21 protein-coding genes are annotated in these 24,300 nt (G+C 62.6%); 15 read left to right on the forward strand and 6 right to left on the reverse strand.

What is annotated here, in order from left to right; all coding sequences use genetic code 11:
* Window positions 1–111: 111 nt before the first annotated feature.
* From NL528_RS41155 to NL528_RS41205, 11 genes are all read left to right on the forward strand, one after another.
* A complete protein-coding gene (locus NL528_RS41155) occupies window positions 112–978 on the forward strand; it encodes an IclR family transcriptional regulator (protein ID WP_074273036.1) in 867 nt (288 codons plus the stop codon).
* A 69-nt stretch (window positions 979–1,047) separates the two neighbouring features.
* Window positions 1,048–1,845 carry an ABC transporter ATP-binding protein gene (locus tag NL528_RS41160; protein ID WP_309180042.1) on the forward strand — a complete coding sequence of 266 codons (798 nt, stop codon included), beginning with the start codon at window positions 1,048–1,050 and terminating at the stop codon, window positions 1,843–1,845.
* Window positions 1,842–2,555 (forward strand): ABC transporter ATP-binding protein, encoded by a 714-nt coding sequence (locus NL528_RS41165; protein ID WP_309180043.1) that lies wholly within the window; start codon window positions 1,842–1,844, stop codon window positions 2,553–2,555. Before NL528_RS41160 ends, NL528_RS41165 begins: the two co-directional genes overlap by 4 nt.
* 10 nt (window positions 2,556–2,565) lie before the next feature.
* Complete coding sequence (locus tag NL528_RS41170; protein WP_074273033.1) at window positions 2,566–3,444, forward strand: branched-chain amino acid ABC transporter permease; 879 nt, start codon at window positions 2,566–2,568, stop codon at window positions 3,442–3,444.
* A 2-nt stretch (window positions 3,445–3,446) separates the two neighbouring features.
* Window positions 3,447–4,457, forward strand: coding sequence for a branched-chain amino acid ABC transporter permease (locus NL528_RS41175; protein ID WP_309180045.1), 1,011 nt, complete (start codon window positions 3,447–3,449; stop codon window positions 4,455–4,457).
* A gap of 18 nt (window positions 4,458–4,475) precedes the next feature.
* Window positions 4,476–5,705, forward strand: a complete 1,230-nt coding sequence (locus NL528_RS41180; protein WP_309180046.1) for an ABC transporter substrate-binding protein — start codon at window positions 4,476–4,478, stop codon at window positions 5,703–5,705.
* A gap of 183 nt (window positions 5,706–5,888) precedes the next feature.
* Window positions 5,889–7,118, forward strand: a complete 1,230-nt coding sequence (locus NL528_RS41185; protein ID WP_309180047.1) for an ABC transporter substrate-binding protein — start codon at window positions 5,889–5,891, stop codon at window positions 7,116–7,118.
* A 179-nt stretch (window positions 7,119–7,297) separates the two neighbouring features.
* Window positions 7,298–8,527: an ABC transporter substrate-binding protein gene (locus NL528_RS41190; protein ID WP_309180048.1), complete on the forward strand. Its 1,230-nt coding sequence runs from the start codon at window positions 7,298–7,300 to the stop codon at window positions 8,525–8,527.
* 276 nt (window positions 8,528–8,803) lie between these two features.
* A complete protein-coding gene (locus NL528_RS41195) occupies window positions 8,804–10,033 on the forward strand; it encodes an ABC transporter substrate-binding protein (RefSeq protein WP_309180049.1) in 1,230 nt (409 codons plus the stop codon).
* Between the two features lie 27 nt (window positions 10,034–10,060).
* Entirely contained in the window at window positions 10,061–11,347 is a 1,287-nt protein-coding gene (locus NL528_RS41200) for a glycerate kinase (RefSeq protein ID WP_309180050.1), read from the forward strand.
* Between the two features lie 180 nt (window positions 11,348–11,527).
* Entirely contained in the window at window positions 11,528–13,678 is a 2,151-nt protein-coding gene (locus tag NL528_RS41205; RefSeq protein WP_309180051.1) for an EAL domain-containing protein, read from the forward strand.
* A gap of 118 nt (window positions 13,679–13,796) precedes the next feature.
* Here the strand turns inward: NL528_RS41205 and NL528_RS41210 are convergent, their stop codons facing one another.
* The gene (locus tag NL528_RS41210; protein WP_309180052.1) at window positions 13,797–14,315 is read right to left on the reverse strand and encodes a MarR family transcriptional regulator; all 519 of its coding nucleotides are present in this window, start codon (window positions 14,313–14,315) and stop codon (window positions 13,797–13,799) included.
* 178 nt (window positions 14,316–14,493) lie between these two features.
* Between NL528_RS41210 and NL528_RS41215 the strand changes: the two genes are divergently transcribed.
* Genes NL528_RS41215 through NL528_RS41225 form a run of 3 tightly spaced genes read left to right on the forward strand, consistent with a single transcriptional unit; the run spans window position 14,494 to window position 18,049 of the window.
* Window positions 14,494–15,534 (forward strand): branched-chain amino acid ABC transporter permease, encoded by a 1,041-nt coding sequence (locus NL528_RS41215; protein WP_309180053.1) that lies wholly within the window; start codon window positions 14,494–14,496, stop codon window positions 15,532–15,534.
* A 5-nt stretch (window positions 15,535–15,539) separates the two neighbouring features.
* Window positions 15,540–17,309 (forward strand): branched-chain amino acid ABC transporter ATP-binding protein/permease, encoded by a 1,770-nt coding sequence (locus tag NL528_RS41220; protein ID WP_309185216.1) that lies wholly within the window; start codon window positions 15,540–15,542, stop codon window positions 17,307–17,309.
* Window positions 17,306–18,049: an ABC transporter ATP-binding protein gene (locus NL528_RS41225; RefSeq protein ID WP_309180054.1), complete on the forward strand. Its 744-nt coding sequence runs from the start codon at window positions 17,306–17,308 to the stop codon at window positions 18,047–18,049. Before NL528_RS41220 ends, NL528_RS41225 begins: the two co-directional genes overlap by 4 nt.
* A gap of 163 nt (window positions 18,050–18,212) precedes the next feature.
* Here NL528_RS41225 and NL528_RS41230 read toward each other — a convergent pair whose 3' ends face one another.
* The 5 genes from NL528_RS41230 to NL528_RS41250 all read right to left on the reverse strand — a co-directional run bounded on the left by NL528_RS41230 (window position 18,213) and on the right by NL528_RS41250 (window position 23,363).
* Window positions 18,213–19,364, reverse strand: coding sequence for an ABC transporter substrate-binding protein (locus NL528_RS41230; protein ID WP_309180055.1), 1,152 nt, complete (start codon window positions 19,362–19,364; stop codon window positions 18,213–18,215).
* A 102-nt stretch (window positions 19,365–19,466) separates the two neighbouring features.
* Window positions 19,467–19,886 carry a thioesterase family protein gene (locus NL528_RS41235; protein ID WP_074273023.1) on the reverse strand — a complete coding sequence of 140 codons (420 nt, stop codon included), beginning with the start codon at window positions 19,884–19,886 and terminating at the stop codon, window positions 19,467–19,469.
* Window positions 19,887–19,895: 9 nt separating this feature from the next.
* Window positions 19,896–20,657: an SDR family NAD(P)-dependent oxidoreductase gene (locus NL528_RS41240; RefSeq protein ID WP_309180056.1), complete on the reverse strand. Its 762-nt coding sequence runs from the start codon at window positions 20,655–20,657 to the stop codon at window positions 19,896–19,898.
* Window positions 20,658–20,689: 32 nt separating this feature from the next.
* Window positions 20,690–22,561: a feruloyl-CoA synthase gene (locus NL528_RS41245; RefSeq protein ID WP_309180057.1), complete on the reverse strand. Its 1,872-nt coding sequence runs from the start codon at window positions 22,559–22,561 to the stop codon at window positions 20,690–20,692.
* A 1-nt stretch (window position 22,562) separates the two neighbouring features.
* Window positions 22,563–23,363 (reverse strand): crotonase/enoyl-CoA hydratase family protein, encoded by an 801-nt coding sequence (locus tag NL528_RS41250; RefSeq protein ID WP_309180059.1) that lies wholly within the window; start codon window positions 23,361–23,363, stop codon window positions 22,563–22,565.
* 457 nt (window positions 23,364–23,820) lie between these two features.
* Here NL528_RS41250 and NL528_RS41255 point away from each other — a divergent pair, with 457 nt between their 5' ends.
* Entirely contained in the window at window positions 23,821–24,042 is a 222-nt protein-coding gene (locus NL528_RS41255; RefSeq protein ID WP_309185217.1) for a DUF3551 domain-containing protein, read from the forward strand.
* The last annotated feature ends 258 nt before the right edge of the window (window positions 24,043–24,300 follow it).

Here is a 24,300-nt window from a genome sequence, read left to right on the forward strand (position 1 = left end):
GACTTGCGTTTACTGGCTATTTCGCACTGCGAAATTAAATTCCACATCTTGACAGGGAGGGTTATTTTGAAGCACGTCCCTTGTCAACGCGCCCGGCAAAGCAGCAGGCCAATGAAACGTCCAGGGAAAAAAGTGGCGACAGATCGCAGCTTCGTCGTCGCGCTTTCCCGCGGACTTGATGTGTTGCGCGCATTCCATCCCAACGACGGGCTTCTCGGCAATCAAGAGATCGCCGCCCGTACTAATTTGCCGAAGCCAACCATTTCCCGGCTGACCTACACCTTGACCAAGCTGGGCTATCTTACACCCGTTCCGCGGTTCGAAAAGTATCAGCTCGCGCCATCAGCCATGGCGCTGGGGTATGCCGCGCTGGCCAATCTCGGCGTTCGGCATTTGTCCGAGCCCTACCGCGAGGAAGTCATGCGCGCGACCGGCGGCGCGGTCGCGGTCGGCGGGCGCGACCGCCACAGCATGATCTATTTCGGCCAGAGCCGTAACGGCTTGACGCTGGGCGTCCAGCTCGACGTCGGTTCGCGAATACCGATCGCCACCACCGCGATGGGCCGGGCCTATATCTGGGCGCTGCCGAATGACGAGCGTGCCTCTTTATTGCGCGAGCTGCGCGACCATTACGGCAGCCGCTGGTCGCGGCTGCGCGACGGCATCGAACGCGCCGGCGAAATGGTCGAGCGGCGCGGCTTCACCATCTCCGCGGGCGAGTGGCAGGACGACGTGCACGCAGTCGGTGTGGCGCTCAAGCTGAACGACGGAACCGGCCCGTATGCCTTCAATTGTGGCGCGCCCGCATTCCGCTTCACGGAAGGTCGGTTGCTCAACGATATTGGACCTCGCCTTGTGGCGATGGTAAGGAACATCGAAGCGGCGCTGGGCGGTGCGGCGCCGCAATCCAAAAAAGAAGAAAGCAAAAAGTTGAAAGCAGGAGGGAAAGTTGCACGTTTGGTCGAGGGGATCAGGTAGCCTTCATCTTCACCGGCGAAGGATTTCGCGCGGTCATTCCCGCCCTGTGAATCGCATGGGCGAGACGAGATGACGCAGGCACAGCTCGCGCAGGGAAATTCTCCCCTGCTGGCGGTTCGCGACGTCAGCGTCGTGTTCGGCGGCATCATCGCGTTGAATGGCGTCTCCTTCGACATGCAAAAGGGGCAGATCCTCGGGCTGATCGGACCGAACGGCGCCGGCAAGACGACATTGTTCAACTGCCTCTCCAGGCTCTACCAGCCGAGCTCCGGCGACATCCTGATGGAGGGGGCGAGCATCCTGACGCGCCCGCCGCACCGGATCGCCGAGATCGGCATCGGCCGCACCTTCCAGAACGTGGCGCTGTTTCCCAATCTGTCTGTCATGGACAACGTCCGCGTCGGCACCCACGCCCGCACCTCCAGCGACATCATCTCGGACTCGCTGAAGCTTGCCTGGGTTCGCCGCGGCGAGGCCGACGTCAACAAGAAGGTCCACGAGATCCTTGCCTATCTCGACCTCGAAGACGTCGCCCATACGATCGTTTCCGGCCTGCCGTTCGGCACCCAGAAGCGCGTCGAGCTGGCGCGCGCATTGGCCGCCGATCCAAAAATCCTGCTGCTCGACGAGCCCGCCGGCGGCCTCAATCATGAGGAAGTCTACGTGCTCGGCGATCTGATCCGCCGCATTCGCGACGAGCGGCACATGACCGTGCTGCTGGTCGAGCATCACATGGGCCTGGTGATGTCGATTGCCGACCACGTCGTCGCGCTCAACTTCGGCCGCAAGCTCGCCGAGGGAACGCCGGCCCAGGTTCAGGCCGACCCGGATGTCATCAAGGCCTATCTGGGGAGCAAGGACCAATGACCGCGATGCTCAACGTCAAGGATTTGCGGGCCTATTACGGCCAGGTCCAGGCGCTTCACGGCCTCTCCTTTGCCCTCAACGAGGGCAGCCTGACCACGCTGCTTGGCGCCAACGGCGCCGGCAAGACCACCACCTTGCGGGCGATCTGCAACATGGTGCGCTCGACCGGCGCCATCGAATTCGACGGCGCGCCGCTCGCCGGCCGCTCGACCGAAAACGTCGTCCGTCTCGGCATCGCGCACGTGCCGCAGGGCCGCGGCACCTTCACCACCATGACGGTGGAAGAAAACCTGCAACTCGGCGCCATCACCCGCAAGGACAAGGCCGGCGTGGTTTCCGATATCGAGCGCATGTACGACCACTTTCCGGTCCTGAAGGAACGGCACACCCAGCAGGCCGGAACGCTCTCGGGCGGCGAACAGCAGATGCTGGCGGTCGCCCGCGCGCTGATGCTGCGTCCGCGGCTGATGCTGCTCGACGAGCCGTCGTTCGGCCTGGCGCCGTTGATCGTGCGCGACCTGTTCCGGATCCTCGGCAAGATCAATCGCGAGGACAAGGTCACCATCTTGGTGGTGGAGCAGAACGCGCAACTGGCGCTGGAACTCGCCGATCAGGCCTATGTGATCGAAACCGGACGGATCGTGATGTCGGGCAATGCCAAGGACATCGCAAACAACGAAGACGTCCGCAAATCCTATCTCGGTTATTGAGGAGCCGGCCATGGAGCTTTTTACCAACCAAGTTCTGGCCGGCATCGCCACAGGCGCGATCTATGCCTGCATGGCGCTCGCCGTTGTCATGATCTACCAGGCGATCGACCATCTCAATTTCGCCCAGGGCGAAATGGCGATGTTCTCGACCTTTATTTCCTGGCAGATGATGCAGTGGGGCATTCCCTATTGGGGCGCCTTCGTGCTGACGCTGGCCTTCTCGTTCGCCGGCGGCATCGTGATCGAGAGGCTGCTGTTCAAGCCGCTGGCCAAGGCCCCGATCCTGACCAACGTCGCCGGCTTCATCGCATTGTTCGCGATCATCAACTCGGTTGCCGGCCTGATCTGGGACTTCACCATCAAGCAATATCCGACGCCGTTCGGATCCTCGCCGTTCCTCGGCAGCCAGCTGATCTCGACCCATCAGGCCGGCATGATCGGCGTCACTGTGCTGCTGCTGATCCTGCTGTTCTTCTTCTTCCAGTACACACGAATCGGCCTTGCGATGCGCGCGGCCGCATCGTTGCCTGAATCGGCCCGGCTGGTCGGCATCAACACCTCCTGGATGATCGCGCTGGGCTGGGGCATGGCGGCCGCAATCGGCTCGATCGCCGGCATGCTGATCGCGCCGGTGGTGTTTCTGGAACCGAACATGATGGGCGGCGTGCTGATCTATGGATTTGCCGCGGCCGTGCTCGGCGGCCTGACCTCGCCGCTCGGCGCCGTGATCGGCGGCTTCCTGGTCGGCATCTTCGAGAATCTCGCCGGGACCTACATTCCCGGCGTCGGTAACGAACTGAAACTGCCGATCGCGCTTGCGCTGATCATCACCGTATTGGTCGTCAAACCGGCTGGGCTGTTCGGCCGGCCCATCGTGAAGCGAGTTTGATCATGAGCGCTGTCGAAGACGTCGTAGAAGCCCCGGCCGTCGAGGCTGTTCCGAAACGAGCCATGACGCTCGGCTTCGGCACGTCGCTGGTCATGCTGGCGCTGCTGCTGCTCGTGCCGCTGTTCGTGAAGAATTTCATCATCTTCCAGCTGACGATGCTGTTGATCTACGGGCTCGCGGTGCTGGCGCTGAACATTCTGACCGGCGGCAGCGGCCAGTTCTCGCTCGGCCAGAGCGCGTTCTACGCCGTCGGCGCCTATACGTCGGCGATCCTGATGGAACACGCCGACATGAACTACGCGCTGACGCTGCCGATCGCGGGCATCATCTGCTTCGCTTTCGGCTTCCTGTTCGGCCAGCCGGCGCTGCGCCTCTCCGGCGTCTATTTGGCGCTGGCGACCTTCGCGCTCGCGACCGCGATGCCGCAACTGCTCAAGCTCGGCTTCTTCGAGCACTGGACCGGCGGCGTACAGGGCCTGGTGGTGACCAAGCCTGATGCCCCGTTCGGCCTGCCGATGTCGCAGGACATGTGGCTTTATTATTTCACGCTCGCGATCACGGTCGGGATCTATGTGGCCTCGGTGAATCTCCTGCGGTCGCGCTCCGGCCGCGCCTTCATGGCGATCCGCGACAATGAGATCGCCGCCTCCGCCATGGGCGTCGACGTTGCGCTCTACAAGACGCTGGCATTCGGCGTCAGCGCCGGCATCACCGGCGTCGCCGGCGGGCTCGGCGCCATCGCGGTGCAATTCGTGGCGCCGGACGGCTACACCATCACGCTCGCGATCTCGCTGTTTCTCGGCATGGTCGTCGGCGGCGTCGGCTGGCTGCCCGGATCGATCGTCGGCTCCGCCTTCATCATTTTCGTGCCGAACATCGCGGAGGGCATTTCCAAGGGCCTCTCCGGCGCCGTATTCGGCGTGCTGCTGTTCCTCGTCATCTTCCTTGTGCCGCACGGCGCCAGGCAGGTTGCCATGGTTGCCCAGCAACTGGTTGGCAAGCTCAAGAAGTAACCGAACTCAGGAGAAATTATGCTGTCCAGACAACAATCAAGAATCGCCGCGCTTGCGACGGCGGTCATCACTTTCGCCGCGATGAGCGGCAGCGCGCTGGCCCAGAAGAAATACGACACCGGGGCTACCGACGCCGAGGTCAAGATCGGCAACATCATGCCGTACAGCGGACCGGCTTCCGCCTACGGCGTGATCGGCAAGACCGAAGAAGCCTATTTCAAGATGATCAACGCCCAGGGCGGCATCAACGGGCGCAAGATCAACTTCGTCAGCTATGACGACGGCTACAGCCCGCCGAAGGCGGTCGAGCAAGCGCGCAAGCTGGTCGAGAGCGACGAAGTGCTGGTCGTGTTCAACCCGCTGGGCACGCCGTCCAACACCGCGATCCAGAAATATCTCAATGCCAAGAAGGTGCCGCAGCTGTTCGTCGCCACCGGCGCCACCAAATGGAACGATCCGAAGGACTTTCCGTGGACCATGGGCTGGCAGCCCAGCTATCAGAGTGAAGCGCACATCTACGCGAAATATCTGATCAAGGAAAAGCCGGACGCCAAGATCGCCGTGCTCTATCAGAACGACGATTTCGGCAAGGACTACCTTAAGGGCCTGAAGGACGGCCTCGGCGCCAAGGCGTCGATGATCATTGCCGAGGAAAGCTATGAGACCGCGGAGCCCACGATCGACAATCACATCGTCAAGCTGAAGGCCACCGGCGCCGACGTCTTCATCAGCATCACGACGCCGAAATTCGCCGCACAGGCGATCAAGAAAATCGCCGAGATCAGCTGGCAGCCGCTGCACATCGTCTCCAACGTCTCGGCGTCGGTCGGCGGCGTGATCAAGCCGGCGGGTTTCGAGAATGCGCAAGGCATCCTGTCGGCGGCCTACGCCAAGGACGGCGCGGATTCGCAGTGGGACAACGATCCCGGCATGAAGAAGTTTTTTGCCTTCCTCGAAAAATTCTATCCCGAGGGCAACAAGCTCGACGGCTCCGTGGTCTATGGCTACGGCGCGGCGCAGACCATGGCGAAGGTCATCGAGATGTGCGGCGACGATCTCACCCGCGCCAACGTGATGAAGCAGGCGGCGAGCCTGAAGGATTTTACGCCCGACACCTTGCTGCCCGGCGTGAAGATCAACACTTCGGCGACCGACTTCGCACCGATCGAGCAGCTTCAGATGATGCGCTTCAAGGGCGAGAAGTGGGACCTGTTCGGCGACATCATCTCGGGCGAACTCAGCAACTAAAGCGTCATACCGCGGCGCGGGATCCGCGCCGCCTGTTCGACTAAATAACGCCCTCCGCGACAGTGTCGCGGGGGGCTTTTTGTTGCCGGGTGCCCGCGGAAGGTATTCAATGCCGTAAGGAGCCGCAAAGCGCTCCCAATCCAAAAAACGTGACACATTCAACAATGATCCAGGGAGATCAAAATGCCTGCTATCCATTTGCGATTGGGGGCCTTTTCGGCCGCCCTCGCATTGCTCGCTGCGACCAGCAGCGCCTCTCTCGCGCAGAAGAAATACGACACCGGTGCGACCGATACCGAGATCAAGATCGGCAACATCATGCCCTACAGCGGACCGGCTTCCGCCTATGGCGTGATCGGCAAAACCGAGGAGGCCTACTTCCGCAAGGTCAACGCCGAGGGCGGCATCAACGGCCGCAAGATCACCTTCGTCAGCTACGACGACGCCTACAGCCCGCCGAAGACGGTCGAGCAGGCGCGCAAGCTGGTCGAAAGCGATGAAGTGCTGATGATCTTCAATTCGCTGGGCACGCCGCCGAATTCGGCGATCCAGAAATACATGAACCAGAAAAAGGTGCCGCAGCTGTTCGTCGCCACCGGCGCCACCAAGTGGAACGACCCGAAGGAGTTTCCCTGGACCATGGGCTGGCAGCCCAACTACCAGAGCGAGTCCACCATCTACGCGAAATACATCCTGAAGAACAAGCCGGACGCCAAGATCGCCGTGCTCTACCAGAACGACGATTACGGCAAGGACTATCTGAAGGGATTCAAGGACGGGCTCGGCAGCAAGGCTGCCTCGATGATCGTGATGGAGGAAAGCTACGAGGTCTCCGAACCGACCATCGACAGCCACATCGTCAAGCTGAAGTCGACCGGCGCCGACGTATTCTTCAACATCACCACGCCGAAATTCGCGGCGCAGGCGATCAAGAAGAACGCCGAGATCGGCTGGAAGCCGCTGCACTTCCTCAACAACGTTTCGGCCTCGATCGGCAGCGTGATCAAGCCGGCCGGCTTCGACAACGCCCAGGACATCATCTCGTCGAACTACCTCAAGGATCCGACCGATCAACAATGGAAGAAAGACAAGGGGATGATCGGCTGGAACGAGTTCCTGGATAAATATTATCCGGAAGCCAACCGCGCCGACGCCTCGGTGATGTACGCCTACACCGTCGCCCAGGGCCTCGTGCACGTGCTGAAAGCCTGCGGCGACGATCTTACGCGGGAAAACATCATGAAGCAGGCGGCGAGCATCAGGGATCTCGAGCTCGGCGGCCTGCTGCCCGGGGTCAAGGTCAACACCTCGGCGACCGATTTCGCACCGATCTCGCAGTTGCAGCTGATGAAGTTCAAGGGCGATCACTGGGATCTGTTCGGAGAGATCATCAACGCCGATGTAGGCGGCTGACGGGCTGAGACTGTCTACTAAAGGAGCAGCCCCTGCGGCTTTGCCGCAGGGGCTTTTTGTTGTGACGCCCCCGGTAAAATGGTAATCACATCGCCGAACTCACGCATGAGTCAAAAGAGCTTTCACATCAAGAAAGCCGCGACACATCACTGTTGTCATTGAACCGAGGGAGAGAATTAATGCTCACGACTGCTAACAGGCTGGCGGTGGCGTCAGTCGCGCTGACCCTGCTTGCCGTATCCAGCAGCGGCGCGCTTGCGCAAAAAAAATACGACACCGGCGCCACCGATACCGAAATCAAGATCGGCAACATCATGCCGTATAGCGGTCCGGCTTCCGCCTATGGCATCATCGGCAAGACCGAGGCCGCCTATTTCAAGAAGATCAACGACGCCGGCGGCATCAATGGCCGCAAGATCAACTTCATCTCTTACGACGACGCCTACAGCCCGCCGAAGACGGTGGAGCAGGCGCGCAAGCTGGTCGAGAGCGACGAAGTGCTGTTCATCTTCAATTCGCTCGGAACGCCGCCGAATTCCGCGATCCACAAATACATGAATTCCAAGAAGGTCCCGCAGCTGTTCGTCGCCACCGGCGCCACCAAATGGAACGATCCGAAGGAATTTCCCTGGACCATGGGCTGGCAGCCCAACTACCAGAGCGAAACCCAGATCTATGCGAAGTACATCCTGAAGAACAAGCCGGACGCCAAGATCGCCGTTCTCTATCAGAATGACGACTACGGAAAGGACTATCTCAAGGGCCTGAAGGACGGGCTCGGCGCCAAGGCGGCATCGATGATCGTCGCCGAGGAAAGCTTTGAGACGTCGGAACCGACGGTCGACAATCACATCGTCAAGCTGAAGGCTACCAACGCCGACGTCTTCATCAACATCTCGACGCCGAAATTCGCGGCGCAAGCCATCAAGAAGATAGCCGAGATCGGCTGGAAGCCGATGCACTTCCTCAACAACGTTTCGGCCTCGGTCGGCAGCGTGATCAAGCCGGCAGGGTATGAGAACGCGCAGGACATCATCTCCGCTGCCTATCTCAAGGACGTCTCCGACAAGCAGTGGGACAATGACCCCGGCATGAAGGAATTCTATGCGTTCATGGCCAAGGATTTCCCCGAAGGCGACAAGCTCGACGGCGGTACCGTGGTTGGTTACGGCGTGGCCCAGACTCTGGTTCAAGTGTTAAAGCAGTGCGGCGACAACCTCACCCGGGAAAACGTCATGAAGCAGGCGGCGAGCCTGAAGGATTTCCGCACCGAAGTCCTGCTGCCCGGCATCAAGATCAACACCGGCCCCGCCGATTTCGCTCCGATCTCCTCGCTTCAGCTGATGAAGTTCAAGGGTGAGAAATGGGACCTGTTCGGCGAGGTCATCAACGCCGACGTCGGCGGCTGAGCCGCCTCAGAGGCCGGTTGCCCGAACATCAAATCGTCATGCCCCCTGCGACACCGTCGCAGGGGGCTTTTTCTTGCGAACATTGTTTTCCAGCGCGAGATCGGCAAAAGTGGATGCCGGCTTTGCGTCAGATCGCGCGCCTGATATTGAGTGGCGCATGATCTCTTCGCCAAACCGCTTACACTTTGGCGGATCGTGCGCTAATCAATGCGACCTGACCCGACAACAAACCTTGCACCCCGCGAGGCCTAAGAAAATCACAGGGAGTTTTGCGAAATGCCCAAACCGACCCAACGCCGCCTCGCAACGGTATTTCTGAGCCTGGCGGTCGTTGCCGCGACCTGCAGCGCGGCGCTGGCCCAGAAGAAATACGACACCGGCGCCAGCGACACCGAGATCAAGATCGGGAACATCGTTCCCTACAGCGGCCCGGCGTCGGCCTATGGCGTGGTCGGCAAGGCGATGGCGGCGGTGTTCAAGCGGGTGAACGACGACGGCGGCATCAACGGGCGCAAGATCAACTTCATTTCCTATGACGATGCCTACAGCCCGCCGAAAGCGGTCGAGCAGGCGCGCAAGCTGATCGAGAGCGACGAGGTGCTGTTGCTGTTCGGCACGCTGGGCACCGCCTCCAACACCGCGATCCAGAAATACGTCAACGGCAAGAAGGTACCGCAGCTATTCGTCGCCACCGGCGCCACCAAGTGGAACGATCCGAAGACCTTCCCGTGGACCATGGGCTGGCTGCCCAGTTACCAGAGCGAGTCCCGCATCTATGCCAAATACCTGACAAAAGAAAAGCCGAACGCGAAGATCGCGGTGCTCTATCAGAACGACGATATGGGCAAAGACTACCTCAAGGGATTGAAGGATGGTCTCGGCGCCGATCCCTCGCGCATCATCGCGGAAGAAAGCTACGAGGTCGCGGAGCCGACCATCGATTCCCACGTCGTGCGGCTGAAGTCGTCCAATCCAGACGTCATCATCTTCTTCACGACGCCCAAATTCGGCGCCCAGGCCATCAAGAAGGTCGGCGAGATGAACTGGAAGCCGGTCACGATCGTGTCCAATGTCAGCGCTTCGACCGCGACCGTGATGCGGCCCGCAGGTCTCGACAATTCGCAAGGCGTGATGTCGGCGGCCTACGCCAAGGACGTCAGCGATCCGCAGTGGGCCGGCGATCCCGGCATCAAGGCTTTCGACGACCTGCTGGCGAAGTACATGCCGGAGGTCAATCGCGCCGACGCCTCGGCCATGACCGGCTACAACATGGCCACGACCATGGTCGAGGTGCTGAAGCGGTGCGGCGACGACCTGACTCGCAGCAACGTCATGAAGCAGGCGGCCAGCCTCAGGCAATTCGCGCAAGGCGGGCTGTTGCCCGGCATCACGCTCACCACGGGCCCGGACGATTTTCAGCCGATCGAACAATTGCAGTTGATGCAGTTCAAGGGCGAGCGCTGGCAGTTGTTCGGCGATGTCATCAGCGGTGAGCTCAGCAACTGATTTCTCACGAGAGACGAAAGCCTTGTCATGACCGACCGCCGCCCTCTTCTGCGCACGATCTTTGACGCGGCCGTTGCGGCCGCGCATCCGGACGTCGTGCTGGCGGCGCATTTGCGCCCCGTCCCGAAAGGCCGGGTGATCTGCCTCGCCGCCGGCAAAGGCGCGGCGGCGATGGCAGCGGCCGCCGAGCGGCATTATCTCGATGCGCTCGAACTCGACCCGGCGCTGCTTTCGGGTATCGCCACCACCCGCCACGGCCACGGCGTGCCGACGCGGCGGGTCAGGGTGGTCGAGGCCAGTCATCCCGTGCCCGACGAGGCCGGGCTGAAAGCCGCCGACGACACCCTGCGGCTGGCCGCGGAGGCGACCGCCGACGATCTGCTGCTGGTGCTGTTGTCCGGCGGCGGTTCGGCGAACTGGATCGCGCCGGTCGACGGCGTCACGTTCGCGCAGAAGCAGCAGGTCAACCGTGCGCTGCTGCGCTCGGGCGCGCCGATCGGCGAGATGAACATCGTGCGCAAGCATCTGTCGCGCATCAAGGGCGGCCGGTTGGCGCGCGCCGGTCAACGCGCCGAAATCGTGACGCTGGCGATTTCGGACGTGCCGCGCGACGATCCCTCCGCGATCGCTTCGGGCCCGACGGTGCCGGACCTGACCACCCTGGCCGACGCCCGCGCGCTGGTCGCAAAATACAATCTGGCGGTCGACGACGCGGTACGCCGCGCGCTCGACGACCCCAACAATGAGAGCTGCAAGCCCGGCGATCCCGCCTTCGCCCGCGCGCAGTTCGAGCTGATCGCCAGGCCGAAGGCTTCCCTGGACGCCGCGGTCAGGATCGCCCGGGATGCCGGCTACGCGATTATCGAGCTCGGCGCCGATCTCGAAGGCGAGGCCCGCGACGTCGCGGCGGATCACGCCCGGCTTGCCCTGAAGGCGCGCGGCGAAGGCAAGCGCACCGCTATTCTATCGGGCGGCGAACTCACGGTGACCGTGCGCGGCAATGGGCGCGGCGGCCCCAACCAGGAATACGCGCTGGCGCTCGCGGGCTTGCTGAAGGATACGCCCGGTATTTCGGCGCTGGCCGCGGATACCGACGGCGCCGATGGCGGCGCCGGCAGCGCCAGCGATCCGGCCGGGGCGATGATCGATCAAACCACCTTTGCGAAGATGAAGTCGCTCGGCCTCGACCCAAACGCCTATCTCGACAACAACGACGCCACCGCCTTCTTCACCGCGACTGGTGATCTGTTGCTGACCGGTCCGACCCTGACCAACGTCAACGACGTCAGGGTGATTTTGGTTGAAGGGACGTAGTTCTACGCATTTCCCGGCGCGCCAACGGTCCGTCCCGATCAAATGTTAAGGCTTTGTTGACCGAGTTCGAGGGAACTTGCCGAAGCCAGCGACATATCAAAGGCGCGATTTACCTGCCCCGTTTGTAATGCACCGCCCCTTAATGCGGGAGCGCTGCAGGTCGCGGCGGGGAAACGCTAAATGTCGGACTCTCACCATGCGACGGCCGGTTCGAATCCGGCCTTGCCAGGCTGGCTTCTCGAACAGGCCATCAACAACCTGTCGCTGGGGTTCATCATCTTCAATGCGAAGCGCGAAGTCGTTTTCTGCAACGCTCGCTACATGGAAATTTACCGGCTGTCGCCCGAGCAGGTGAAGCCCGGCACGCCCATCACCCAGCTCATTCAGCACCGGTTGAACCTCGGATTGAAGATCCACTCGGCGCCGGACGAATACATCCGCGCGCATAGGGAAAACGCCATCGTTCCCGTTACCACGATCCAGAGATTCAGCGACGGCCAGATCATCACCTATACGGTCTATCCGATGCCGGACGGCGGCGGCATGGCAACCCACGAGGACATCACCTCCCGGGAGGAGATGAGCGCGCGCCTGAAGCAGCATTACGAGCTCGGCAAGCTGCAGGAAGAGAAACTTCAGGCGCGGAATTTCCAGTTCGATACCGCGATCAACAACATGTCGCAGGGGCTGTGCTTCTTCGACGCCGGCCATCGATTGATCGTATGCAACGATCGCTACGTCGAGATGTACGACCTGCCGCCCGATCGCGTCGGCCCCGGCACGCCCTTGACGGAAATTGTCGACCTGCGTTTCGAGGCTGGCAGCTTTCCCGCGATGTCCCGCGATGAGTATCTGCACTGGCGCAGCAACGTTGCGATATCGGCCGAGCCGACCGACAGCATCATCGAGCTGGGCAATGGGCGGACTTTCAAGATCCGGCATCGGCCGATGCCTGACCTCGGCTGGGTCGCAACCCATGAAGACATCACCGAGCAGCGGCAGGCCGAGATCAAGATCGAGCATATGGCCCACCACGATGCGCTGACCGATCTTGCCAATCGGGTGCTGCTCAATGGGCGGCTCGAAAGCGCCCTCGCCCGGTTCCAGAGCGGGGAGATGCTGGCGGTTCATCACCTCGATCTCGACCAGTTCAAGGCCGTCAACGATACGTTCGGTCATCCCGTCGGCGACAGGCTGCTGAAGGTCGTCGCGGACCGGCTGCGCGGACTGGTGCGGGAGACCGACACCATCGCGCGGACGGGCGGCGACGAATTCGTCATCGTCCAGGCTCCCGTGGCGGACCCCACCGATGCCACTTCTCTCGCCGAAAGCATCATCGAACTGCTGAGCCAGCCTTACGACCTCGACGGCCACCAGGCCGTCATTGGCGCCAGCATCGGCATTGCGGTCAGTCCGGGCGACGGATCGAGCGCCGACACGCTGCTGCGAAACGCCGACCTCGCGCTCTATCGCGCCAAGGGCGACGGACGCGGCACATTCCGGTTTTTCAAACCCGCGATGGACGAGCAAATGCAAACCCGTCGCGTCATGGAGCAGGATCTGCGCAAGGCGCTGTCCGCCGGCGAATTCGAACTCTACTACCAGCCCGTGGTCAGCCTGGAGAGCAACAAAATCAGCGGTTTCGAAGCGCTGATTCGCTGGAATCATCCGGAAAAGGGACTGGTCGCGCCCGCGGCCTTCATTCCGCTGGCGGAAGAAATCGGCTTTATCGTGCCGCTGGGGGAATGGGTCATCCGTCAGGCCTGCATCACCGCGGCGCAATGGCCGGACCATCTTCAAGTCGCCGTCAATATTTCGGCGGCTCAGTTCCGCGGTTCCGGTCTGATGCAGGTGATTATCAATGCGCTCGCGACCTCAGGCCTGCACCCGACGCGGCTCGAGATCGAGATCACCGAGACCGTCCTCCTGCAGGACAAGGAAGCGACGCTCGCCGTGCTTCACCGGTTGCGCGCGCTCGGTATTCGCATCGCGATGGATGATTTCGGCACCGGATATTCCTCGCTGACCTATCTGCAGTGCTTCCCGTTTGACAAGATCAAGATCGACCGCTCGTTCGTAAAAGATGTTGCGGACAACGCAGGATCGCTCAACATCGTGCGCGCGGTCGCGGCGCTGGCGAATGGAATGGGCATGGCGGCGACCGCCGAAGGCGTCGAGACCAAGGAACAACTCGACAGGATCACGGCCGAAGGCTGCACCGAGATGCAGGGATATTTGTTCAGCCGGCCGCTTCCCGTTCACGAGATCGAGCGGTTGTACCTTTCCGAAGGCGCCGTCCGGAAGGCGCCAGGCAAGACCGCGGCGGCCTGACTGGTATCATGACTAATCGTCATTCCGGGGCGCGCGAAGCGCGAGCCCGGAATCCATAACCACGATAATGAGTATGGATTCCGGGCCTGCGCCTAACGGCGCATCCCGGAATGACGTCTCAAAATTCCCTGGTGATCTTCGCCATCATGTCGAGCAGCGCGGCGCGGTTCGCCGGGCCGAGCACTTCGTTGAGACGCGCCTCGTGCTTGGTGGCAACCAGCTTCTTGGCACGCGCCAGCACGGCGCGGCCCTTGTCGGTCAGGACCACGATGTGGGACCGGCGGTCGTTGGCCGAGCGCATCCGCGCGCAGAGATCGCGGCTCTCGAGCGCGTCGAGCATGGCGACGAAATTCGGCCGGAGGATGCCGAGCGTGTTGGCGATTTCGGTCTGGTTGCGGCCGGGATTCTTGTCGAGCAGCAGCAGCACCGAGAATTGCGCCGGCGTCAGCTGCAGCGGCGCGACGCAGCGCAGAAAATCCTCGAACACCTTCAGTTGCGCGCGCTTCAGCACATAGCCCAGCAGTTCGGACAATTCGCCGAGCTGCAGCGAGGTATCCTCCCCGGCGGCCTCGGCGGGATCCTTGCGCGCGGGGCGGGAAAGCTTGACGACATCGGCGGCGTTCTTGGAGGCAGTCATCGCTCGCGGCTCGCAATCCCGGCAGAAAAGCCCTGCCCCAACGGCAGGCCTTGAAGTTATATATGATAATTGTTATGAATTATATCAAATATCGGCGGGATTTCAACTACCGATATCACAGGGTCGGGCCGACGGATAAGGTCGCGGCCGGCTCGACGCGTGAGGGGGAGCGCCGGTCTTGAATACCACGATCATGCTATTCCTGCTGCAGGATGGCATCACCAACGGCGCGATCTATGCGCTGCTCGGGCTGGCGCTGGTGCTGGTGTTTGCCGTCACGCGCGTCATCCTGATCCCGCAAGGCGAATTCGTCACCTATGGCGCGCTGAGCTACGCCATGCTGGCCACCGGCCAGGTGCCGGGCACGGCGCGGCTGGCGGTGGCGATGGGCGTGGTCGCCTTCGGCCTCGACCTGTTCGTCGCCCGCAAATCGTTGCGGCTGCGGCGGGTCGCGCGTTCCGTGGCGCTCAACATCGCCTTCCCGGTTGCGATCCTCACCCTGGCCACCGCGCTCGCCAGCCCGACGACGCCGATCGCGGTCAATATCGCGCTGGCGCTGTTGATCGTCGCGGCGATCGGCCTGTTCCTCTATCGAATCGCGTTTCAGCCGATCGCGCACACCTCCGTGCTGGTGCTGCTGATCGCCTCGGTCGGCTGTCATCTGGCGCTGCAGGGCCTCGGCCTGGTGTTCTTCGGCGCCGAAGGCCTGCGCGGGCCGGCGCTGTCAAACGCCGCGCTAACCGTGGGGCCGCTGCGCTTCACCGGCCAGAGCATCGCGGTCTATGGCCTGACCGTCGCCTTCATCGTCGGCCTGTGGCTGTTCTTCGGCTTTACGCTGATGGGCAAGGCGCTGCGCGCCACCGCGGTCAATCGCCTCGGCGCGCGGCTGGTCGGCATCCGGACCACGCTATCGGGACAGATCGCCTTCCTGCTGGCATCGCTGATCGGCGCAATCTCGGGCATCCTGATCGTGCCGATCACCACGCTTTACTACGACACCGGCTTCCTGATCGGCCTGAAGGGCTTTATCGCCGCGATCATCGGCGGGCTCGTCAGCTATCCCCTCACCGCGATCGCAGCGCTCATTGTCGGCATCGTCGAGGCGTTCTCGTCGTTCTACGCCAGCAATTTCAAGGAAGTCATCGTCTTCACGTTGATCCTTCCCGTGCTGGTGCTGCGTTCGCTCGCAGCCCCCGCGGTCGAGGAAGAGAAGGATTGATGGCGATGGCGCAGCGGCTTCCCCTCATCGTCTTTGCACTCGTCATGGCGGCAATCCCGTTCATTCCGGGCGTGCCGCCGTTCTGGATCGTGCTCCTGGACAATATCGGCCTCGCCGCGCTGGTAGCGATGGGCCTCGTGCTGCTGACCGGCGTCGGCGGCCTCACCTCGTTCGGCCAGGCGGCCTTTTGCGGCTTTGGCGCCTACACCACGGCGGTGCTGACCACGACCTATGGGCTGTCGCCATGGCTGACGCTGCCGCTCTCCCTCGTCGTCAGCGGCATCGCCGCCGTGCTGCTCGGCCTCGTCACGGTGCGGCTGTCCGGCCACTATCTGCCGCTCGGCACCATCGCCTGGGGCATCGGGCTGTTCTATTTGTTCAGCAAGCTGGAGTTCTTGGGCCGCAACGACGGCATCTCCGGGATTCCGCCGCTCTCGATCGGCTCGCTCAAAATGATCGACCCCGGCACGATCTATTTCGCGATCTGGATCGCGGTGCTGATCTCGGCGGTCCTCACCATGAACTTGCTGGACTCCCGCACCGGCCGCGCCATCCGCGCGTTGCGGCGCGGACATATCGCCGCCGAAGCGTTCGGCGTGCAGACACCGCGCGCAAAACTTCTGGTGTTCATCTATGCGGCGGTGCTGGCGGGACTTTCCGGCTGGCTCTATGCGCATTTCCAGCGCGCCGCCAATCCGACCCCGTTCGGCGCCCAGTCCGGCATCGAATATCTCTTCATCGCGGTCGTCGGTGGCGCCGGCTATGTCTGGGGTGGCGTGCTCGGCGCCGGCATCGTGGTGATCCTGAAGGAGATCCTGCAGAGCTATCTGCCGTATATTTTCGGCGGCCAGAGCCAGCTCGAGACCATCGTGTTCGGCATCCTGCTGGTCAGCCTGCTGCAACTGGCGCCGACCGGGGTCTGGCCCTGGCTGATGGCGCGATTGCCGTTCAAGCCGGACCGCAAGCAGCCTGACACGTCGCTGACCTTGCCCGCGCGTGTGCGGGCGCCGCCGACGCCTTCCGTGCTGCTGAAGATCGAAAAGGCGCGAAAACAGTTCGGCGGCGTGATCGCCGTCAACGATGTGTCTTTCGACGTGCACGCCCGCGAGATCGTCGCCCTGATCGGTCCGAACGGCGCCGGCAAGAGCACGACCTTCAATCTGATCACGGGCGTTCTGACATCCACAAGCGGCACGATCTCCGCACTCGGCCACAAGGTCAACAACGCGCCGCCGCAGCAGATCGTGAAGCTGGGGATTGCCCGCACCTTCCAGCACGTCAAGCTGGTGCCCGACATGACCGTGCTGGAGAACGTCGCGATCGGCGCGCATCTGCGCGGCCATTCCGGCGCGATCTCCAGCATGTTCCGGCTCGACCGCGCCGACGAGGCGAAATTGCTGGCGGAAGCCGCGCGCCAGATCGAGCGCGTCGGCCTCGGCGACCAGATCGATCAATTGGCGGGCAGCCTGTCGCTCGGCCAGCAGCGCATCGTCGAGATCGCCCGCGCGCTGTGCGTCGACCCGATGCTGCTGCTGCTGGACGAGCCCGCCGCGGGCCTGCGCCACATGGAAAAGCAGCGGCTCGCCGCGCTGCTGCGGCAGTTGCGCGACGGCGGCATGTCGGTGCTGCTGGTCGAGCATGACATGGGCTTCGTGATGGATCTCGCCGATCGTATCGTGGTGCTCGACTTCGGCACCAAGATCGCCGAAGGCACGCCGTCGGCGATCAAGACCAATCCCGACGTGATCAAGGCCTATCTCGGAGCTGCGGCATGAATCACGGTACGCGCGCCCTGTTGCAAGTCAGCGACGTCCATGTCGCCTACGGCAAGGTCGAAGCCGTGCGCGCGGCGTCGCTCGACGTCGCCGACAACGAGATCGTCACCATCATCGGCGCCAACGGCGCCGGCAAGACCACGTTGCTGAATGCGATCATGGGCATCCTGCCGCTTAGGGGCAGCGCCGTCTTTGCCGGCGCGGATATGGCCCCGCTCGATATCGAGGATCGCGTCGCGGCGGGCCTCTGCCTGGTGCCGGAACATCGCGAACTGTTCGCCACCATGAATGTCGAGGACAATCTGCAGCTCGGCGCCTTCCGGATTGCGAAGGCTGTCGCGGCAAGATCCTTCGAGCGGGTCTACACGCTGTTTCCGCGCCTGAAGGAGCGGCGCAAGCAACTGGCCGGCACGCTCTCCGGCGGCGAACAGCAAATGCTGGCGATGGGCCGCGCGCTGATGGGCGCGCCAAAGCTGCTGATGCTGGACGAGCCCAGTCTCGGCCTGGCACCAATCATCGTCGCCGACATCTTCCGCATCGTCGGCGAGTTGCGCGCCGCCGGCGTCTCGGTGCTGCTGGTCGAGCAAAACGCGCAAGCCGCACTGCAGATCGCCGACCGGGCCTATGTAATGGAGCTCGGCGAATTCATTTTGAACGGATCGGCCGCGGACATCGCCAGCAACGCGCGCGTCGCTGCGAGCTATCTCGGCTTCACGCACGAGGGCGAGAGCGCGATTTAATTGCAACCGTCATGCCCCGCCACCGGGTCGGCCGAACGGCCGCCCGATGACAGGCTCCAGCGGGGCATCCAGTACGCCGCGGCTTCACGGCTCAATCACCGATGGCACGGAGTACTGGATCACCCGCCTTCGCGGGTGATGACACTGTTGCGTTTGGCCAACCTCACATCGCCGGAACGTACTTTCCGTCCTTCACCGTCAGGATGATCCGCGAGCGGTCATCCAACCCGTAGCGGTCTTTTTCGGTCCAGTTGTAGACGCCTTGCGTGGCGACGATTTCCTTCTCGGAGATCAGCGCCTGGCGGATCGCTTCGTGGAATTCCGGCGTGCCGGGCTTGGCGGTCTTCAGCGCCACCGGGATGATGCGCTTGAGCACTTCGAACGCGTCGTAGGAATGGCCGGCGAACTGGCTGCGGCTGTTGGGGCCGTATTTGGCTTCATACGCGGCGTTGAGCGTCAGCCCCGGCTTCTTGGTCAGGGCGCTGTCGGCCTGCGTTTCCGGTGACATCACCGGGCCGGCCGACATGATCACGCCTTCCGCCGATGCGCCGGCGATGCGGATGAAGTCCATGCTGGCGGCGCCGTGGGTCTGGTAGATCAGGCCCTTGTAGCCGCGCTCGCGCAGCGCGGTCTGCGGCAGGGCCGCGGCGGTGCCGGAGGCGCCGATCAGGACCGCGTCGGGATTGGCGGCGACCAGCTTCAGCACCTGACCCGCGACCGAGGTATCCGGACGGGCAAAGCGCTCTTCGTCGACCATGGTCATGCCCATCGGCACGGCCTGGGCCTTGAAGTCGTTGACCCAGAGGTCGCCGTAGGAATCGGAGTAGCCGATATAGCCGACGGTCTTGATGGCGTGCGCCTTCATGTGCTCGTACAGCACCTTGCCCATGATCGGAATCGACTGCGGCAGATCGACCGACCATTTGGCGCGCGCCTCGTTGATCGGGAACGGCGCCAGGCCGAAATGCGGAATGCCCGCCTCGTTCGCCACCGTGGACACAGCGATCGAGGGCGGCGTAGTGCACGAGCCCATGATGATATCGGCCTTGGATTCGGTCACGAACCGCCGCGCATTGGTGGTGGCCGCGGTCGGATCGCCGCCGTCATCCAGCACGATCAGCTTGAGCGGCACGCCGCCGATTTCCTTCGGCACGAAGTCGAGCGCGTTGCGTTCGGGAATGCCGAGCGCCGCAGCCGGTCCGGTCGTGGAGATCGAGATGCCGATGGTGATTTCATTGGTCTGCGCCATCACCGGCGAGCCCGGCAGCGCCAGCGCCGCCGCGAGTACGGCTGCGGACAGAAGAGCCTTCTTCATTCATTCCTCCCTTGAGTATCTTTTATAGGTTTAAACCAAATTCGATGGCCAATTCAGCCCCTTCTTTAGGTCATGCGCGGGCCCGAGTCAGCCCTTCACAAGTCAACCCTTCATGAACCGCTCAATGATCTCCTGCGGCATCGGAGCCGATTTCAGCTTTGCCGGGTCGTCCGGATGACGCCCGACCAGCACGCGGGTCTCGAACGCCTCGATCGCCAGCGCCTCGCCCTTGAACACCTTGTGCGTCACCTCAAAACTCGAACGCTTGAAACTCTCGATCCGGCTTTCGATTCCGATCCAGTCACCATGGGTTGAGGGGATGTGGAATTTCGCCCGCGTATCCACCATGGGAATGCCGACCAGGCCATATTTGTGGATGAGGTCCTGCTTGGAGTAGCCGGCCGCCTCGAACATGATCGAGGTCGAATCGTCGAACATCGCGAAATAGCGCGGGTAATAGACGATGTTGGCGGGGTCGCAATCGCCCCACTGGATCTGCACGTCGCGCCGATGAACGAACATGCGTTTACCTCAGCGCGGCGCCATGCGGAGCGCGGCATCGAGCCGCACCACTTCGCCGTTCAGGTAGGGGTTATCGATCATGTGCAGCGCCAGCGATGCAAATTCATCGGCTTGCCCCAGCCGGCGCGGGAACGGGATCGAGGCTGCGAGACTGTCCTGCGCCTCCTGCGGCAAATTGGCCAATAGCGGCGTCAGGAACAGGCCGGGTGCAATCGTCAGCACGCGGATGCCGAACTGCGCCAGTTCGCGCGCGATCGGCAAGGTCATTGCGACGATGCCGCCCTTCGAGGCCGAATAGGCCGATTGCCCGATCTGGCCGTCATAGGCCGCAACCGAAGCGGTCGAAATCACCACGCCGCGCTCGCCGGTCGCAAGCGGCTCCAGCTTCGACATATCGGCGGTCGCGAGCCGCAGCATGTTGAAGGAGCCGATCAGATTGACCCTGATCACCCGGTCGAAATCCGCGAGCGCCATCGGGCCCTCCTTGCCGATCACCCGCTTGGCGACACCGATGCCGGCGCAATTCACCAGCACGCGCGCCGGGCCGTGCGCCTTGAACGCGGCGGCGATGGCGGCTTCCGCCGAAGCGGCGTCGGAGACGTCGCAGACCACGGCAACGCCGTTGATCTCGGCGGCGACGCTTTCAGCGAGCTTTGCGTTGAGATCGCAGACCGCGACCCTGGCGCCCCCTGCTGCCAGCCGGCGTGCGGTCGCGGCGCCCAGTCCCGATGCGCCGCCGGTGACGATGGCGGCCTGATCCTTCAACTGCATGGTTCTCTCCTGGCGAATTAAATGTCCGTTGGCTAAAGACTTATCACGTGCGCCGGCGGCGCCGGCAAATAGAGCAGATCGATCAGGCCGCTGCGATGTTCGATCACCGCGCGCTGGTTGATCGAGCCCTTGTCGGTGACTTCGCCGCGATCGATCGACAGCGGTGTGTCGAGCAAAACCGCGCGGGTAATGCGCGTCGACGAACCCGTGGCATTGGCCAGCAGCTTCTGAAACCGGTCGCGAAACGCCGCGCGTATCAGAGGATCGGACGCGGCGGCGGCGAGGTCGTCGGGCGGCAGCGTCGGATTGATCAGGCGGCAGCCGTCGAGATCGAGCACCACCAGCGCCGATATTTCGTCGCGGTTGATGCCGGCAATGACCACGTCGCGCACCAGCGGCGCGCAGGTGCCGACGAAGCGCGCGCGCAGCGGACCGACACTGACCCAGGTGCCACTGGCAAGCTTGAAATCCTCGGCAATGCGGCCGTCGAAATCAAAACCCTTGTCGAAATCGTTGGGATCGGCGGGCTTGAGCGCATCGCCGAATTTGTAAAAACCCTCTTCGTCGAACGCTTTTGCCGTCAAGTCCGGCTGGCGCCAGTAGCCCGGCGTGACGTTCGGCCCCCTGGCGCGAACTTCGAGCTTGCCGTTGTTCGGCAGCAGTTTTGCGTCATTGCCCAGCACGGGAAGGCCGACATGGCCCGAGCGGCTGGTCGCCGGCGTCACCGACATGAAGAACGGCGAGGTTTCGGTGGCGCCGAGGCCGGTCAGCATCGGCACGCGGAATCCGGTTTCCCGCACCGCGAGTTCATCGAGACTGTTCCAGATGAACGGCGACAGCGCCGCGCCCGAGAAGAACATCGCGTGCAGCCGCCCGAAGAACTTTGCGCGCAACGCCTTGTCGTCACGCAAATAGGGCAGCAGAGATTCATAGCCCTTGGGCACGTTGAAATAGACCGTCGGCGAGATCTCGCGCAGATTTTTCACGGTCTCCTCGATGCCGCCGGGCATCGGCTTGCCCTCGTCGAGATACATCGAGCCGCCGTTGAACAGCATCAGCCCGATATTGTGATTGCCGCCAAAGGTGTGATTCCACGGCAGCCAGTCGACGATGACCGGCGGCTCGTCCTTCAGGAACGCCAGCGTCTCGCGCAGCATCACCTGATTGGCGCAGATCATCCGCTGGGTGTTGATGACGGCCTTCGGGTTTCCCGTCGAGCCCGACGTCAGCAGGAATTTTGCGATCGTATCGGGACCGACGGCATCGTGCGCCGAGTCGAGCCGCGGGTGCTCCGGTGTCGCCAGCAGATCCGAGAGCATCGTCACCTCGCGGCCGGGCACCGCGCCGCGCGAAGCCGCGATCTCCGTCCCAAGCGAAACGTTGACGGCAAGCGCATCGGCGAATTTGCCGGCATCGTCGGCGAACACGAGGCCCGGCGTCAGTAGCTTCATCAAAAAACTGAGCTTGCCGTAATCCCGCGACACCAGCGAATAGGCCGGCGATACCGGGCAGAACGGAATGCCGGCATAGAGCGCGCCGAACGCGAGCAGCGCGTGGTCGAGCGAATTGCCGGAGAGAATGACGATCGGCTTTTCCGCCGACAGCCCGCGCGCCAGCAGCGCCGACGCAATGCGCCGGGCCGAATTCAGCAGTTGCGCGTAGGTGATCTGGCGCCAGCCGCGCGTGGCGTCGCGCTCGGCCATGAACACACGGTTGGGTTCGATCCCGGCCCAATGGTGCAGCCGATCGGTCAGGCGCACCGGATACTCGCCTAGCTGCGCCTTCGGCCGCAGGTAGATGGTGCCGTCATCGCGGCGCTCGACGGACACCGCGGGATTGCCGAACGAGATCGGCCGCAGCGGATGGCCTTTGGCCGGGGCGGACATGTTGGGCTTGGCGCTCATGTCAGCTTGGTTTCACCTTTGCGGTCTTGCGGTCGAGAAAGGCGCGAATCCGGCGCTTTGCCTCTTTGTCGCTCTGCGCCACCGTCGCCATCAGCGATTCCATCAACAGGCCGGCCTGCGGATTGGCCTCCGCGATCATCGGCAGCGCCTGCAGCACGGCAAAATTGGTCAACGGCGCATTGGCGGCGACGCGTTCGGCCAGCTCCATCGCCTTGGGCAGCGCGCCGCCGGCTTCGGTGAGGTATTGCGAGAAACCGTAAGCCGCGCCCTCGGTCGCGGAGTAGACCCGGCCCGTCAGCATCATGTCGGTCATCCGCGCCACGCCGATCAGCCGCGGCAGCCGCACCGAGCCGCCGCCGCCGACGAAAATGCCGCGCTGGCCCTCGGGCAGCGCGAAATAGGCGCTCGGCTCAGCGACCCGGATATGCGCGGCGCAGGCGAGTTCCAGCCCGCCGCCGATCACCGCGCCTTTGAGTGCGGCTATGACAGGCACGCGGCTATATTGAATGCGGTCGAACACCCGGTGCCACATCTGCGAATGCCGCAGGCCCTCGGTGGCGTCGTGCTCGGTCAGTTCGGAGAGGTCGAGGCCGGACGAGAAGTGATCGCCGACGCCATGGATCACCACGGCGCCGATTCCGTCCGGGAGACTGGAGAAGCAATCATGGATCGCAAGGATGATGCCGTCGTTCAGCGCATTGCGCTTCGCCGGCCGGTTGAGCCCCACGGCCAGCACCGCGCCGATCTGTTCGATCTTGAGCAATTCGGATTGACCCGCGGCGGCGGGGACGGCGTTTCCCATGGACTTATTACTTCCTTCCTAGAATAGTTATACTTTATAACTATTGGCGGTGGAGTCAATATGGCCGATTTCGTCATTGCGAGCCAACGGGTCGCGCGAACGCGCGGCCGAAGACAGGCTCCGCGAAGCAATCCACGTCGCGGCATAACGGATAGATGGATTGCTTCGTCGCAACTGCTCCTCGCAATGACGTGGTGGGATCGCGATTCAATTTCACTCTCCGCTCGTCGCCGCCGGTTCTGCATAGCGGTCCGCTCAAGAAGGAGTAGTCTGCAATCCACAGCGGCCTACTCGTTCAAGGGGCTGTCTCAATTATCAAACTATCGGCCGAACTGGGAACGCTTCGCGTTAGAGAGGAAAACGGCGAACCGACGAGAGGCTTCGATTCTTGGCGGATTTGGCATCAAGGGGAGAAAGTGAAATGCGCAAGATCATTGGAGTTGCAGCGTTTGTAGCCATGGTGTTCACAGCATTACCGGCATCCGCTCAACCAAATGACCCCTACGATTATCCCTACTGCCTACAAGGTAAACAGTACGGCCTCCCGGGGTTGTGTCAGTTCACAAGCTACCAGCAGTGCCAGGCTACGGCCTACGGGACATTTTCGTATTGTGGCATAAATCCTCGATTTGCATACGGATGGCAACCGCGCGGCCGACGACCTTACCAAGAGCGGTGATCGTTCTGGCACTTTTCGGACATGGCCCGATGTCCGACTTGAGTCCGTAATGCGACAGGTCTGGCTCATCCAGCGCCAGCTGAACGATCCTGTCGCGGATGACATCGGGGAATCCTGTTCCAGACCCACTTCGGTTTGAACAAAAGGGATTTCGATTGATACGAGGGCACGCAGGCAAAAAACTGTTTGGAAGCTGTTGCGGATGAATAAAGGCTGTACTTCAATGACGAACTGCGACGTCACTCCAAACTCGCCGTG

The sequence above is a fragment of the Bradyrhizobium sp. Ash2021 genome (assembly GCF_031202265.1).
Taxonomy (GTDB): domain Bacteria; phylum Pseudomonadota; class Alphaproteobacteria; order Rhizobiales; family Xanthobacteraceae; genus Bradyrhizobium.